Origin of the sequence: Amycolatopsis vastitatis (assembly GCF_002234595.1) — a bacterium.
In the GTDB taxonomy this organism is placed as follows: domain Bacteria; phylum Actinomycetota; class Actinomycetes; order Mycobacteriales; family Pseudonocardiaceae; genus Amycolatopsis; species Amycolatopsis vastitatis.
Map to the genome: position 1 here is coordinate 45,600 of NZ_NMUL01000001.1, position 14,508 is coordinate 60,107.

At 72.0% G+C, this 14,508-nt stretch carries 14 protein-coding genes; 2 read left to right on the top strand and 12 right to left on the bottom strand.

Going from position 1 to position 14,508, the window contains the following annotated elements:
* Window positions 1–31 precede the first annotated feature (31 nt).
* The 6 genes from CF165_RS00245 to CF165_RS00270 form a co-directional block, all read right to left on the bottom strand.
* Window positions 32–844 carry a sugar phosphate isomerase/epimerase family protein gene (locus tag CF165_RS00245; protein WP_205660731.1) on the bottom strand — a complete coding sequence of 271 codons (813 nt, stop codon included), beginning with the start codon at window positions 842–844 and terminating at the stop codon, window positions 32–34.
* 95 nt (window positions 845–939) lie between these two features.
* A complete protein-coding gene (locus CF165_RS00250; RefSeq protein WP_205660732.1) occupies window positions 940–2,619 on the bottom strand; it encodes an Rv0497 family membrane protein in 1,680 nt (559 codons plus the stop codon).
* A 157-nt stretch (window positions 2,620–2,776) separates the two neighbouring features.
* Window positions 2,777–3,760, bottom strand: coding sequence for a Ppx/GppA phosphatase family protein (locus CF165_RS00255; RefSeq protein ID WP_093945355.1), 984 nt, complete (start codon window positions 3,758–3,760; stop codon window positions 2,777–2,779).
* A 113-nt stretch (window positions 3,761–3,873) separates the two neighbouring features.
* Window positions 3,874–4,563, bottom strand: coding sequence for a response regulator (locus CF165_RS00260; protein ID WP_093945356.1), 690 nt, complete (start codon window positions 4,561–4,563; stop codon window positions 3,874–3,876).
* Complete coding sequence (locus tag CF165_RS00265) at window positions 4,560–5,804, bottom strand: sensor histidine kinase (protein WP_167441292.1); 1,245 nt, start codon at window positions 5,802–5,804, stop codon at window positions 4,560–4,562. The genes CF165_RS00260 and CF165_RS00265 overlap by 4 nt, the downstream gene beginning before the upstream one ends.
* A 145-nt stretch (window positions 5,805–5,949) precedes the next feature.
* Entirely contained in the window at window positions 5,950–6,819 is an 870-nt protein-coding gene (locus tag CF165_RS00270) for an oxidoreductase (RefSeq protein ID WP_093945357.1), read from the bottom strand.
* 67 nt (window positions 6,820–6,886) lie between these two features.
* Here CF165_RS00270 and CF165_RS00275 point away from each other — a divergent pair, with 67 nt between their 5' ends.
* Both CF165_RS00275 and CF165_RS00280 read left to right on the top strand, forming a co-directional pair.
* Window positions 6,887–7,525 (top strand): helix-turn-helix domain-containing protein, encoded by a 639-nt coding sequence (locus CF165_RS00275; protein ID WP_093945358.1) that lies wholly within the window; start codon window positions 6,887–6,889, stop codon window positions 7,523–7,525.
* The gene (locus CF165_RS00280; protein WP_093945359.1) at window positions 7,522–8,394 is read left to right on the top strand and encodes a hypothetical protein; all 873 of its coding nucleotides are present in this window, start codon (window positions 7,522–7,524) and stop codon (window positions 8,392–8,394) included. The genes CF165_RS00275 and CF165_RS00280 overlap by 4 nt, the downstream gene beginning before the upstream one ends.
* A 6-nt stretch (window positions 8,395–8,400) precedes the next feature.
* Here the strand turns inward: CF165_RS00280 and CF165_RS00285 are convergent, their stop codons facing one another.
* The 6 genes from CF165_RS00285 to CF165_RS00310 all read right to left on the bottom strand — a co-directional run bounded on the left by CF165_RS00285 (window position 8,401) and on the right by CF165_RS00310 (window position 14,354).
* Window positions 8,401–9,150: a phosphoglyceromutase gene (locus CF165_RS00285; protein WP_093945360.1), complete on the bottom strand. Its 750-nt coding sequence runs from the start codon at window positions 9,148–9,150 to the stop codon at window positions 8,401–8,403.
* A gap of 433 nt (window positions 9,151–9,583) precedes the next feature.
* Window positions 9,584–10,453, bottom strand: a complete 870-nt coding sequence (locus CF165_RS00290) for a DUF4349 domain-containing protein (RefSeq protein WP_093945361.1) — start codon at window positions 10,451–10,453, stop codon at window positions 9,584–9,586.
* Between the two features lie 70 nt (window positions 10,454–10,523).
* Window positions 10,524–11,036: a type III secretion system chaperone family protein gene (locus CF165_RS00295; RefSeq protein WP_093945362.1), complete on the bottom strand. Its 513-nt coding sequence runs from the start codon at window positions 11,034–11,036 to the stop codon at window positions 10,524–10,526.
* Window positions 11,033–12,337 (bottom strand): D-inositol-3-phosphate glycosyltransferase, encoded by a 1,305-nt coding sequence (gene mshA, locus CF165_RS00300; protein ID WP_205660733.1) that lies wholly within the window; start codon window positions 12,335–12,337, stop codon window positions 11,033–11,035. Before mshA ends, CF165_RS00295 begins: the two co-directional genes overlap by 4 nt.
* A 22-nt stretch (window positions 12,338–12,359) precedes the next feature.
* Window positions 12,360–13,175: an alpha/beta fold hydrolase gene (locus CF165_RS00305; protein WP_093945363.1), complete on the bottom strand. Its 816-nt coding sequence runs from the start codon at window positions 13,173–13,175 to the stop codon at window positions 12,360–12,362.
* Between the two features lie 3 nt (window positions 13,176–13,178).
* Window positions 13,179–14,354 carry a L,D-transpeptidase gene (locus tag CF165_RS00310; RefSeq protein ID WP_093945364.1) on the bottom strand — a complete coding sequence of 392 codons (1,176 nt, stop codon included), beginning with the start codon at window positions 14,352–14,354 and terminating at the stop codon, window positions 13,179–13,181.
* Window positions 14,355–14,508: the final 154 nt, after the last annotated feature.

The window sequence follows — 14,508 nt, forward strand, 5'->3', positions numbered from 1 at the left end:
AGTAGTCGTGTCCTCCCCGGATTGTGCGCGGTTATTGCCCGAGGTGGAACCGGGCGAACAACAGCGCCTCGGCCAGGTCGCGGACGCGCTGGGCCGCGGTGACGGCGTGGCGGGTGTTGATCTCCAGCACGATCTGCCCGGCGAAACCGCTGCTGACCAGCTTCTCCAGCAGTTCGGCGCAGGGCTGGCCGCCCCGCCCGGGCACCAGGTGTTCGTCCTTCGGGACGCCCGTGCCGTCGGCCAGATGGACGTGGGTGAGGCCTTCGCCCATGCGCTGCGCCAGCGCCAGCGCGTCCATCTCGGCTGCCGCTGTGTGGGACAGGTCGAGCGTGTAGTGGCGGAACCCGACGTCCGTCGGATCGATCGACGGCCGGAACGCGGACACCCGCGAATTCTTCGCACCACCGGGCGGCCGGACCTTGAACATGTTTTCGACCGCTATTTCGATCCCGCTCGACGCTTCCAGTTCGGTGACGAGATCGCCGAAGGAGTCGCCGTACCGGCGTTGCCAGCGGAACGGCGGGTGCACCACGACCGTGCGCGCGCCGAGTTCGAGCGCGGCGTCGACGGACATCCGCAGCCGCACGGCCGGGTCCGGTGACCAGATCCGCTGGGTGATCAGCAGCGAGGGCGAGTGCACCGAGAGCACGGGCACACCGGTTCGGCGCGACAGGCGCCGCAGCGCCGTGACGTCCTGGCTGACCGGGTCGGCCCAGACCATCACCTCGACGCCGTCGTAGCCGAGCTCGGCGGCCAGCTCGAAGGCCGTCCCCGCCTTCAGCGGCCACACCGACGCCGTGCTGAGGCCCACGGGGACCGGCTGCTCGTCTGTCACGCGCGCCATCCTGCCTCGTCACCGATGGTGCGCGGAGCCGCCGGGCCGCCAAGGCGACGCGGATCACGAAGACCGCGGGGTCCTCTGGCGCCGCCCGGCGGGCGTCAGCGGCCGACGAGCAGCAGAGCCGCCGGTGACACCGTCACCACCAGGCCGACCAGCACCGCCAGGACCGTGGTCTGCAGGTCTTCGGCCCGGCGGATCTTCCGCACGATCCAGACCAGCGCGACGACCACCAGCAGCGCCGCGACCAGCGCGGCGGCCGGGATGTTCACCCACAGCCAGTTGAAGCCAAGCCAGACGGCGGCGCCGCCGACGACACCCATGGCGAGCTGGCCGGCCAGCGCCAGCCACTGCTTGCCGGGCGACACCGCGGGCGCCGGCTCCGCGGCCGGCTCGGGCGCGTCGTCGTACTCGTCGTCTTCGTAGCCTTCGCCCTGTTCGTAGGCGTAGTCGTCCTGCTCGAAGTCCGGGCCGTCCGGCGGGTACCCGTCGGCGAACTCGCGCTCGTAGGGCTCGAGGTCGTCCGGGATCGGCGCGCGCGAGGCGCGGTCGCCGGGCGCGAACGGCATCGGCGGCGGGTACGCGCCGGTCGGCGGCCCCGCTTCGTAGGCCGCCTGGTAGCCGCTGCTCTCCGGGGCGAAGCCGTCGGGCTCGAAGTCGTCCTCGGGGTAGCCGTCGTCCGGGGCATCGGCGGGCACCGCCGGCATGACGCCGATCTCGGTGTCCTCCATCTGCTCTTTCTGCCGCCGCTTGCGCCAGTTCGCCAGGCCCGCGGGCGACGACGGCTCAGGCGGCTCAGGCTTCTTCTTGCCCTTCTGCGGCCTCGGCGGGGCGGGCGGCTCGTCGTCGGGGACCGCCGAGAACTGCTCGGTGTGGTCCTCACGCTTCGGCTCCGGGCGGCGCGACGGGGCGCGGCGCGGGCGGCCGGGCACGGCCGGCGGCGTCGTGAACGACCCGCTGGCCATCGGGCCCGGCGGCACGTCGATGTCGGCGTCCGGGGTCCCGTTGAGGCCGTCGAGCCGGGCCGAGAGCGGCCCGGACGGCGGCGGTCCCGGCGGGGGCACCGGCAGCTGCTGCGACGGCTGCGGCGGCGTGGGCAGCTGCTGCGACGGCTGCGGCGGGCCTGGGCGGCGCCGGACGGGCGGCACCGCGCGGGTGTCCTCCCCCGACGGCTGCGGTGGCGTCGGCAGCTGCTGCGACGGCTGGGGCGGGGTGGGCAGCTGCTGGGACGGCTGCGGCGGGGGCTGGCGGCGCGGCGCGGCGCGCGGCGGCACGGGCAGCTGGGCCGACTCCTGCCGCGGCGGCACCGGCAGCTGCGCCGACTCCTGCGGGCGCGCGAACTGCCCGGACTCCTGGGGCGGCCGGGGGCGCTGGCCCGGCTCCGGCGGCACCGGACGCGCGTACTGGCCGGACTCGGCACCGCCAGGGGCCGGCCGCGCCGGCGGCGGCACCGGCCGCGGCAGCGGCTGGGAGTCCTGCGGGACCACGCGGGGCGCGGGCGGCGGGGGCGGCTCCGCGCGGCGCCGTCCGGCGGGCCGCGCGGGAGGTGCCGGCGGGGGCGCGGTGCCCTCCGAGGCCACCCGGTCGATGATCGCCTGGGGGCCGGTGTCGGTCACACCCGGCCGCCGGTGCGTGCCGGTGGCTTCCGGGGTGGCGGGTTCGTCGTCGTCATCGGCCGCGCGCCGGCGGCGACGGCGTCCGCCGTCGACCTGGGCGCCGTGCTGGGCGAGCAGCTCAGCCACGGTCTTCTGCGGCTGATCGCCTCCGGTCTGGTCCGTCATACCTGGTAGTCCCCTGCGCGCTCCGGGTTCTCGGCACCTCGCGAGGAGGCACCCGACGGCAGCTCGGTGGCGCAGCGCGCGCTGTACGCCGTCCTCTGCATGTCCGTCACCTCTTCACCGTGCCCGTGCTGCGTGTGCGAAGTCCAGCCGCGTGCTTTCACCGGTCCTCCTGTGCGCCGAAGCGCCCCAGGAGGGCGGCTCCAGTCTCATCCGCGCCGTGGGAATGGTCCAGCCGCCGCAGGATGACACCCTCTCGCAGAGCCCACGGGCAGATCTCGAGTTCGGGCACACCGAGCGCCCGCATCGTGGCCTGCGCGACGAGCGCACCCGCCACCAGCTGGTGCGCTCGGCTCGAGCTGACGCCCTCGAGCTGCGCGAGGTCGGCCGACGGCATCCGCGAGACGAAGGCCAGGAGCTGGCGCAATGCGGTGTCCGTGAGCGTACGTCGGACGCGCGGGCCCGCCGCCGAGGGGGCGGCGCCGGTCAGCCGGGCGAGCGAGCGGAACGTCTTCGACGTCGCGACGACCCGATCGGGTTCGCCCCATTTGGCGACCTTGCGCGTGAGGTCGGTGAGCTGGTCGTCCAGCCACGCCGACGTCGCGACGAGCTCCGAGCGCGTCGGCGGGTCGTGCCGGAAGCGGGTCCGCGTGGTGCGGCCGGCGCCCAGCGGCAGGGATTCGGCCAGCACGGGCTCCTCGTCGCGGCCCATCGCGACCTCCAGCGAGCCGCCGCCGATGTCGAGCACCAGCAGCTGGCCCGCCGACCAGCCGTACCACCGGCGGACGGCGAGGAAGGTGAGCCGCGCTTCGTCGGTGCCCGAGAGGACCTGCAGGTCGACGCCGGTTTCCTCGGCCACCCGGGCGAGCACCTTCGCGGAGTTCTTCGCCTCGCGGACCGCGGAGGTGGCGAAGGCCATGACCTCTTCGCAGCCGAGCCGGGTGGCGGCTTCCTTCGCGGACTGGACCGCGGTGCAGAGCTCGTCGGCACCGGCCTTGCTGAGCTCGCCGCCGCGGGTGATCCGCTCGGCCAGCCGCAGCACGGACTTCTCGGAATGCATCGGGGTCGGGTGGGCGCCACGGTGGGCGTCGACCACGAGCAGGTGGACGGTGTTGGAACCGACGTCGAGTACCCCTAGGCGCACGGGGGTCCAGGGTACCGGCCCCAGCCTCAGGTCTCGAACATGTAACCAACAACACTCGGTGCGGTACCGCCCCGGCGCGCCTCCACCCGGGGCGATACCGCCACGAAACGGACTTACGTCTCGAACTTGTAGCCCAGCCCGCGAACCGTGACGAGGTGCCGCGGCGAGCCGGGGTCCGGTTCGATCTTCGAGCGGAGCCGCTTCACGTGGACGTCGAGCGTCTTGGTGTCGCCGACGTAGTCCGCGCCCCACACCCGGTCGATCAGCTGCCCGCGCGTCAGCACCCGGCCGACGTTGCGGAGCAGGTACTCGAGCAGGTCGAACTCCTTGAGCGGCAGCGACACCTCACCGCCGTCGACGGTCACGACGTGCCGCTCGACGTCCATCCGCACCGGCCCGGCGGAGAGGACCAGCGGGGCCAGCTCGCCGTCCGAGCCGGGCTCGCCGCCGCGGCGCAGCACCGCGCGGACGCGGGCGATGAGCTCACGCGCCGAGTACGGCTTGGTGACGTAGTCGTCCGCGCCCAGCTCCAGGCCCACGACCTTGTCGATCTCGCTGTCCCGCGCGGTCACCATGATCACCGGCACGGCCGAGCGCTGGCGCAGCTGCTTGCAGACGTCGGTGCCGCTCATCCCGGGCAGCATCAGGTCGAGCAGCACGATGTCGGCGCCGTTGCGGTCGAACTCCTCCAGCGCCGCCTGGCCGGTGCCGGCCACGGCCGCGGTGAACCCTTCCTTGCGCAGCAGGAAGGCGAGGGGGTCGGCGAACGACTCCTCGTCCTCGACGATGAGAACCCTGGTCACAGGTTTCCTCCATGATCTGGGCTGTCCTGCCCGGTAACCACGAGCCTCTGGGTGCGCTCGGGGGTCTTCTCCTGCCGAGGTGCCGGCGAGGTCTGTTTCCCGGCCTTCGCCGGTTCGCCGGCCTGCTCCGGCCGGACGTGCGCGGGGATCCGCAGCGTGAACGTCGAGCCGGTGCCGGGACGGCTCCACAGCCCGACCGAGCCGCCGTGGTTGGCCGCGACGTGCTTGACGATCGCCAGGCCGAGGCCGGTGCCGCCGGTGGCGCGGGAGCGGGCCTTGTCGGCGCGGTAGAAGCGCTCGAACACGCGCTGCTGCTCGTCCTCGGCGATGCCGATGCCCCGGTCGGTGACGGCGACCTCGACCACGCCGTCGTTGAGCCGTCGCGAGATCGACACCGGGCTGCCGGCCGGGGAGTACGCGACGGCGTTCTCCAGCAGGTTCGACAGCGCCGTGACCAGCAGCGTGCGATCGCCCTCGACGAGCAGGCCGCTGGCCGCGTCGGTGGTGATCCGGATGTCGGCCGACTCGGCCGAGAGGGTGGTGCGGCCGAGCGCCTCGCGGACGACCGCGTCGACCTCGACGACGTTCAGGTCGGGCAGCCGCTCGGCGCCCTGCAGCCGGGACAGCGCGATCAGCTCGGTGACGAGCTGGCCGAGCCGGGTGGACTCGCGCAGGATCTTGCCGCCGAAGCGGCGGACCTCGTCGACGTCCTCGGCCGCGTCGAGCACGGCCTCGGTGAGCAGCGCGATCGCCCCGACCGGCGTCTTGAGCTCGTGGCTGACGTTGGCGACGAAGTCGCGGCGCACGGCCTCCAGCCGGATGGCCTCGGAGTGGTCGACGGCCTCGACGACGGTGAACCCGTCGCCGAGGGGCCGGACCTGGCCGAGCACCGCCTCCGGCTGGCGGCCGCGCGCTTCGAGCGGCGAGAGATCGATTTCCAGCGGTTCGTCGGTCTCGACGACCTGCTCGGCGGCCTTGCGGGCCCGCGGGTCGGCCTGGTTGACCTTCACCAGGCCCAGCTCGTAGGCCCGCGGGTTGTGCAGCACCATGTCGCCGAACCGGTTGAGCACGACGACGCCGTTGTGGGAGGACCGGACCAGGCGCTCGAGGAGCTCCGCGACGGTCGGGCCCGGCGGCCGGGCGACCTCGCGCCGGCCCCGCGCCCGCGCGGCGAGATAACCGATCACCGCACCGGCCACCAGTGCGCCGATGGCCAGTGCGAGTGAAACAGGCGTGGTCACAGGCCGATCGTAAGCGGTGATGTGGCCCTTCGGCCTAGCGTTGTCCGCCTTGTCGTGAGCACCGCGACACCTGGGGAGGACATGTTCGCCGGGGTGTCAGCCCACGTTCACCCGGCCGATTCCCGAGCGAGACCTTCCGGGTGAATCAGGCATCTCCTTCGAGGGTGGTCAGGTCGTCCTCGGTGAGCTCCAGAGCCGCTGCGGCGACGTTCTGCTCGAGGTGCGCGAGATCGCCGGTGCCCGGGATGGCGAGCACGTTCGGTCCCTGGTGGAGGGTCCACGCGAGCCGCACCTGCGCCGGGGTGACGTCGTGCCGCCGGGCGACTTCGGCGACCCGCGCGTCTTCGCCCGTGCCGCTCGCGACGGCGAAGAACGGCACGAAGGCGATCCCGTGCTCGGCGCACAGCCGGACGAGCTCGTCGTCCTCCCGGCGTGCGGTGAGGCCGTACTGGTTCTGCACGCAGACGACCGGCGCGATGGCCAGTGCCTCGGTGAGGTGCTCCGGGCCGACGTTGGAGATGCCCAGCTCGCGGATCAACCCGGCTTCGCGCAGCTCGGCGAGGACGCCGAAGCCCTCGGCGAGGGAGCCGGTACCGCGGTCGAGGTTCTGGCCGATCCGGTAGTTGACGACGTCGAGGTGGTCGAGGCCCAGCTCGCGCAGGTTCTCCTCGACCTGGGCGCGCAGCTGGTCCGGCCGGGCGGTGTGGAAGGTGCCTTCGAAGTCACGGCCGGGGCCGACCTTGGTGGTGATCGTCAGTCCGGCGTAGGGCGCGAGGGCCCGGTTGATCAGCTCGTTCGCCGAGCGCGGGCCGTGGAAGTAGAACGCGGCGGTGTCGATGTGGTTCACCCCGAGTTCGACGGCCCGGCGGAGCACGGCCAGCGCGGACTCGCGGTCGCGGACCTGCCAGTCCGAAGTGGTCGCCAGGCGCATCGCGCCGAAGCCGAGCCGGTTGACTTCGAACGAGCCGAGCTTCCAGGAGCCCGCCGCGGCGGCGGGGAGGGTGTTCGTGGTCATGGCTCCAGCTTTCCGGCGCAGGCCGCGTGACCTCCGCGTTTGGCAGTTTGCTGCCACACTGGAATACGTGGAGAAGGTGAGTGACGTCGTCGTGGTGCGCGGCGAGGCAGAGCTGTTCGAGCGCACGGCACACCTGTTCGCCGCGGCGACGGAGATCTCGTGCGCCGCCCGCGACCTGCACACGTGGTCGGTGGCGCACCCGAGTGCGCCCCAACGCGAACAGACGGTGCGCGGGCTGACCGTGCGCAAGGTCTACCTGCCCGGCGTGCTGTTCGACCCGGCGCTCGCGGAGCACCTGCGGCAGATGGCCGCGCACGGAGCCCGGATCCGGATCACCGAGCGCGAGATCAACGAGACGATCCTGCTCGACCGCCGGATCGCGATCGTCGCCGGCGAGGAAATCGGCGGGGTCCGCGGCTACACCGTGATCAGCAGTCCCGACCTCGTCCAGGGCATCCAGTCGCTGTTCGAAGCGGCCTGGCACGGCGCCACCGACCTGGAGTCCTACCAGGCCCGGTTCACCGAGCTGGGTGCCAGGGAAATCCTGGAGCAGCTGGCGTCGGGTTCCAAGGACGAGACGGCCGCCCGCTCCCTCGGCGTCAGCCTGCGGACCTACCGGCGCCGGGTGGCGGAGCTGATGGACCTCCTCGGCGCGTCTTCGCGGTTCCAGGCCGGGGCGCGGGCCCGCGAAGCCGGGCTGCTGTGAAGCGAGCGCTTCCGGCGCTCCTCCTGCTGACGTCGGCGTGCACGGTCACCGGCACGGCGGTGCCGGTCGGCGGGAACCTCGCGCTGGTCGACGCCGGCCGGACGGGTGCGGCCCTCGACGCGGTCAAGGCGGCGGCCGAGGCGGTGTTCAGCTACGACTCCGACAACTCCGGCGCGTTCGACCAGGCCGTCGCGGCCAACGTCACGGGAACGGCGAAAGACCAGCTCACGCGGTTGTTCGCCGAGGTCAGGAAGAGCCCGTCGCCGGTGCACCTGGTCACGCGGGTGCGGGAGGCGGCCGCGCTCGAGTTCACCGGCGACCGGGTCCGGGACCTGGCCGTGCTCGAGCAGGTCAACGGCGCCTCGAAGGGCCTGGCCACGGTCGCGTTCACCGCGGTCCGGGAAGGCGGGCGCTGGCGGCTCTCCGACATCGCGGTGAACCCGGCTCAGCCGCCACCCTCGCCGCAGCCGGACGACGGCAGCCCTGGCGGGGTGCGCGACTCGGCGCTGGCCGGGGCCCGTGCGGCGGCCGGCGGGCTGTTCACGACCGACAGCGGCGACCCCGAGGGCAGTTACACACGCGCCGAAGCCACCCTCGGCGAGCCGTTGTTGAGCGACTACCGCGCGAAGAAGGCCGGCTACGTCGAGGCGATCCGCCGGAGCGGCACGAAGGTCGCGCTCGGCCCGGACCCGATGGCCGGGGCCGTCGCGCTCACCGGCGGGCGCGGGATTGTGCTGTTCTTCACGAACCTGCAGGTCACCGACGCGGCGGGCAAGGTGACCAGCCGCCCCTTCACGACCGAACTCGACGTCGTCCGCGAAGGGGCGGGCTGGAAGGTGACGGCCGTCCGGCCGGTCACCGTGTCCTGAAAGCGGTCAGCGGCCCTGGTTGGCGACCGCGGCGGCGGCTTCCTTGGCGGCTTCGGGGTCGAGGTACTCGCCGCCCGGCTTCAGCGGCTTCAGCTCTTCGGTGAGGTCGTAGCGCAGCGGGATGCCGGTCGGGATGTTGAGGCCGGCGATGTCGGCGTCGGAGATCCCGTCGAGGTGCTTGACGAGCGCGCGCAGCGAATTGCCGTGCGCGGCGACCAGGACCGTCTTGCCCGCGCGCAGGTCCGGCACGATCTCGGACTCCCAGTACGGCAGCAGCCGCTCGACGACGTCCTTCAGGCACTCGGTCAGCGGGGCCTGGTCGCCGAGGTTCGCGTAGCGGGCGTCGCCCGCCTGGCTCCACTCGTCCTTCGGGTCGATCGCCGGCGGCGGCGTGTCGTACGAGCGGCGCCAGAGCATGAACTGCTCCTCGCCGAACTCGTTCAGGGTCTGCTTCTTGTCCTTGCCCTGCAGCGCGCCGTAGTGGCGCTCGTTGAGGCGCCAGTCGCGCTTCACCGGGATCCAGTGCCGGTCGGCGGCGTCCAGCGCGATGTTCGCGGTGGAGATCGCGCGGCGCAGCAGCGAGGTGTGCACCACGTCCGGCAGCAGGCCGGCGTCGGCCAGCAGCTGACCGCCCTGGCGGGCTTCGCCCTCGCCCTGTTCCGAAAGCGGTACGTCCACCCAGCCGGTGAACAGGTTTTCCGCGTTCCACGTGCTCTGCCCGTGCCGCAGCAGCACCAACGTCCCAATCTCGGCCATGGGTCACAGCCTGCCAGAACGCACCGTGTGGCCCGCCGGTGACCTCCGTCGCACGGGCCGCTTTACCCAGAGTGTGTTACCGCAAAGTAACACCTCACCCTTCGACATGTTCGGCCGCCAACAGCGCGCAAAAACTCCCCAGCGGGCTGCGCACCGTTATCGATCGTTCCAAAAATCACTCGAACGGGTTAGCCAGTAGCCTTGTGATTACCCATCGGTATCTGACAGGTTGACTACGTCCCGAGCGGCCGGATTCCACGCACTCCCCGGCCGGTTTCGGGCTTTGACCGCGGCTCGTCTCCCCCCTGCCGAGCCGCGGCCCGCCGGCCCCGTTGGCACCCCCCTCGTCACCGGGTCCTGATCGGCGGGAACTTCAGCGGGGCGGCTCGAGATCGCGACTCCCCCCTCCCTCGAGCCGTCCCGCCTGTTCCGCTCAGCCTTCGCTCGGCTCCGGCACCGGCTCCGGCAGCCCCGTCCGGCGACGGCGGTGCAGCCACCAGCCGAGCCAGCCCAGCGGCACGATGAACAGCAGGAACGGCGCGATCGCCCCGAGCACCGTCAGCAGGCCACCGCCGAAGACGAGGAACGCCTGCCAGCCGCCGGCCAGCCCGCCGAGGAACCCGCTGTGGTCCTCTTCCGCGGGCGGCGGTGCGGCCACGCTGCGGATGCTCATCGCCACGGTCGCCATCGCGACGCTGCCCGCCAGGGAGTTCCGCTGCTGCTCGAGGGATTCGAGCGCCGACTCGCGGCTCGTCAGCTCGGCCTCGATCGACGTGATGTCCGACACCGAGGTCGCCTGCGAAAGCAGCACGCGAATCCGCTCGACCGACTTCCGCTGCGTCGCCAGCCGCGCTTCGACGTCGACGACCTGGCCGGTCACGTCCTGGGTGTTCAGCTCCCGCTTCACCAGGCTGGTGCCGAGGTGCGAAAGCTGGTCGAGCACGCCGTCGAGCTTGTCGGCCGGCACGGCGAGGCTGAGCGTCGCCGTCTCGTCGCCGGTGCTCTCCTGGCCGGTGTAGCCGCCGGCGCCCTGCGCGATCCCGCGGGCCTGCGCGACGACGTCGACGACCTTGGTGGCGGTCAGCTCGAGCCGGGCACTGCGCGAAAGCTTGCGGTCGGTGGCCCCGGGCTGCGGCGGGGTCACCTTGTCCTGCCCGGCTTTTCCGGCACCTTGCTGCGGGACGGCGGGCGCGACACCCGCACTGTCCGCCGTGGACGATGCCCCGTTTTCCGACGCCGAGCAGCCGGCCAGCGCGAACGCCACGGCCGCGAGCGCGAGCCCGGCTCTCCATCGAGTCCGCATCCTGCGTCTCCCTCCAGTTTCGACTGACAGGGAGACGGATGTCCGGTTCAGGGCCGTTGCACGGCCCGGGTCACGACTCGGTCAAGCCCGGCTCGTGCGGCTTCTCGGGCGCCACGAGGTGCTTGAACGCCTGGAGGTTGGCCAGCGATTCACCGCGGGAGACGCGCCAGTCCCACTCACGCTTGATCGACGTCGCGAAGCCGATCTCCAGCAGGGTGTTGAAGTCGCCGTCGGCCGCTTCGAGCACCTGGCCGAGCACCTTGTCGAGCTCGTCGGCGGTCATCGTGTCCTTGCCGAACCGGCCGACCAGGTAGATGTCGCCGAGACTGTCCACTGTGTAGTGCACGCCGTAGAGCTTCGCATTGCGCCGCAACAGGAACCGGTAAACGTCCTCATGGGACTCGTCGGGACGGCGGCAGACGAAGGCCTCCACCGAAAACGCGTGGTCGCCGTCGACGAGCCACGCGTTCGTCTGCAGCTTCTTCGTCCCCGGCAGCGTGACGAAGTACTTGCCGGGACCGCGCTTGTCGTACTTCAGCTCCGCGGAGTCCAAAGTAGACTGGATCAGCTCGTCCAGGCTCACACCGCCACCTCCGTGCGCAGGTCCAGCGCACGGGAGAAGGCACTGGTGGCCTGAGCATAGATGTCGAGCAGCGCGTCCGTGGTGCGGCGCCAGGAGAACCGCCGGGCGTGCACGACGGCGTTCGCGGCCAGCTCGGCCCGCCGGTCCGGGCGCAGCGCGACCGCGGCCAGCGCGTCCGCCCACTCCTCGGCACCGTGGCCGGGGACCAGCAGCCCGGAGACGCCGTGCGGCACCGCCACCGGCAGCCCGCCGACCTCGGCCGCGACCACCGGCGTCCCGCAGGCCTGCGCCTCCAGCGCGACCAGGCCGAACGACTCGTTGTAGCTCGGCACCGCGACGACGTCGGCGGCGCGGAAGACCCGGGCGAGCGCCTCGCCCGGCTGGGGCGGCAGAAACCGGACCTGCGGCTCGATACCGAGGGACAAGGCGAGCTCGCGCAGGGCCTGCGGCTGCTCCAGCCCGGTGCCGGACGGCCCGCCGACGATCAGCACGACCAGCTTCGGCGCCAGCTCGGGCCGGCGGTGCAGCATCGCAGCGGCGGCGTACAGCAGCACGTCCGGCGCCTTCAGCGGCTGGATACGGCCCGCGAAGGCGAGCACGATGTCGTCGTCGGCCAGGCCGAGGAAAGCACGGGCCTCGTGCTGGGAGCCCGGCGTGAAGCGTTCGAGATCGACGCCCGGCGGCACGGCGTGCACGGCGTGCGGCTCGGCGTCGTAGAGCTCGATGAGCTGGCGGGCCTCGACCGCGGTGTTGGCGACCAGCTTGTCGGCCTCCGCGACCACCTGCTCCTCCCCGATCACGCGGGTGCGCGGCTCGGGCTTGTCGCCCTCGGCGAGCGCGGCGTTCTTCACCTTGGCCAGAGTGTGCGCGGTGTGCACCAGCGGGACGGACCACCGGTCGCGGGCGAGCCAGCCGACCTGGCCCGACAGCCAGTAGTGCGAGTGGATGAGGTCGTAGTGGCCGGGCTCGTGGAACGCCTCGGTCCGCAGCACGCCGGAGGTGAACGCGCACAGCTGGGCGGGCAGCTCGTCACGGGCCAGCGGCTCGAAGGGACCGGCCTGGACGTGCCGGACGGTCACCCCCGGCGCCAGTTCGGCCACCGGCGGCTGGTCGGACGCGGTCGCGCGGGTGAACACCTCGACTTCGACGCCGCGGCGGGCCATTTCGGTCGCCGTCTGGCTGACGTAGACGTTCATCCCCCCGGCGTCGCCGGTTCCGGGCTGTTCTAGCGGGGAGGTGTGCACCGACAGAACCGCGATCCGGCGCGGCACAGCGCGGAACCTCCGGTGGGAGCTGGTCACCTGGTCACGTCTCCTGCGTACTTCAGCATTCCTCGGCGAACTGCCGCAGCACCGCGTCGAACTCGGCCGCGGACTCGGCGAAGGGCGCGTGCCCCCCATCAACAACCCAACGCCCGCGGGCACCCGGAATCTTCCCGATGGCGTGCTCGGCCGCCGAGGGCTCGATCACGCGGTCGGCCGTGCCGTGCACGACCAGGGCGGGTTTGTCGATGCTGACCAGCACGTCTTCGCTGCCGATGTCGCGGCGGAACAGCGCCGCGCGGACCGCGGGCGGCACGCTCAAAGATGCGCCGAGCAGGGCTTGGGCCTGCGCGCCGGGCACCGGCCCGGCGACCATCCCTCGGGTGAACGCGGTGAACGCCGGGACCGCGATGTCCGGATCGTCCGAAAGCATCGCCCGCATGTGCTCGCGCATCAGCGGGCCGACCCGCCCGCCCGGCCGGTCGCGGCCGATCTCGGTGATCGCCCCGACGAGCACGATGCCACCCAGCCGTGCGGTGCCGTGCACGCGGATGTGGTCAACCAGCACCAGGCCGCCGTAGGACCAGGCGACGACGATGGCGTCCGGGCCGGCGAAGTCCAGGACCGCGGCGAGATCGTCGGCCCAGACCCGCGGGTCGTCGTAGCCCGTGGCGGGGACGTCGGACGCGCCGTGGCCGCGCAGGTCCATCGCGACCAGCCGGAACCGCTCGGTGAGGGCGGGGTCGGCCAGCTGCGCGGCCCAGCAGCCGGACGACTGCGCCCAGCCGTGCACGAACACGATCGGCCTGGTGTTCGTCGTCCCCTCGACGCGCAAGCCGAGCCGGACCCCGCCGTGCCCGACGACTTCGGTGCGCACCGGTTACTTGGCGCCCAGCGACTGCCAGGTCTTCCAGTCGTAGTTCCAGTTCTTGACGTCCGAGGCCATCGGCGGCGCCAGCTTCGAACCGGTGATCTCGACCGGGTCACCGATCAGCGCGGAGTCGAAGTAGTCCTTGGCGTCGGCCTCGAGGAGGTTCACACAGCCGTGGGAGTTGTTGTCCCGCCCGATGTGGGCCGCGTTGTCCTGGTTCTCGTGGATGTACTCGCCGTGGTTGGAGAACCGGCAGGCCCACTTCTTGTTGATGTTCGTGTAGCCGTAGCGGGCGTTGTCGAACACCGCGGTCGGCTCCTTGGTCATGATGATGTAGGTGCCGTTCGGGGTGTTGCGGTCGACCTCGGCGTCCAGTCCGTTGGCGCACGGGTAGCTCTTGACCTGGGCGCCGTTGCGGTAGACGCGCATCTGGTGGTCCGGGGTGTTGACCTTGACCACCTGGTTGCGGCCGATCTTGAACTTCGTCGTGACGTCGGCCTTGCCGTACGCGCCGCCGCCCAGCTCGACGCCGTAGAGCTTCGCCTCGACGCTCACGGTGATGTTCTGCGGCCAGTACTCCTTCGGCCGGTAGTCGACCTGCTTGTCGGACAGCCAGCCCCACGCGCCTTCGACCTCTTTGTCCGTCTTCACGGAGAGGGCCTTCTCGACGGCCTTGCGGTCCTTGACCGGCGAAGCGAACTTGACGCTGATCGGCATGGCCACGCCGACCTGGGCGTTGTCGGCCGGGTTGAGCGTGGCGCGGACCTGCGTGGCCGGGTTGATCGTGGTGAAGCTGCCGGTGAACTGGACGGGCTTGCCGTCGTTGCCGGTGGCCTTGGCCGCGTAGGTGTAGGTCTTGCCGTAGCCGAGGGGTTCGGAGCTGGTCCAGGTGAGGCCGTCCGGCGCGGTGTCGCCCTTGAGCTCCTTGCCGCCGGCGGTGACCTTGCACTCGGTGAGCTTGCCGTCGGCGACCTTGAGCACGACCGGTTTGAGGACGGAGACGTCCTTGGCGTCGGCGGCGGGTTCGGCTGTGACCTTCGCCACGGGCTGGGCGCCACCTTCGCCATCCGCGTTCGCCGCGCCGGTCGGCAGCGCCGTGCCGCCGTTCTCGCTCGAACACGCCGCGGCGACCAGTGCGGCCCCGGCCGCGAGAGCAGCCTTGAAGACCGTACGCCGTTCGATCACCGATACCTCCCGAAATCCCCCCGCGACCAGCGGGCACACGCCTTTAGCGCCGGCGACCCGGCGGACGTTACCGACCGGAATGTCCGCGATCATCCGATCAGGTGGCGACGCCTTATGTCGACATGACGTCCTATACACGTCCGGGTTGCCCGGT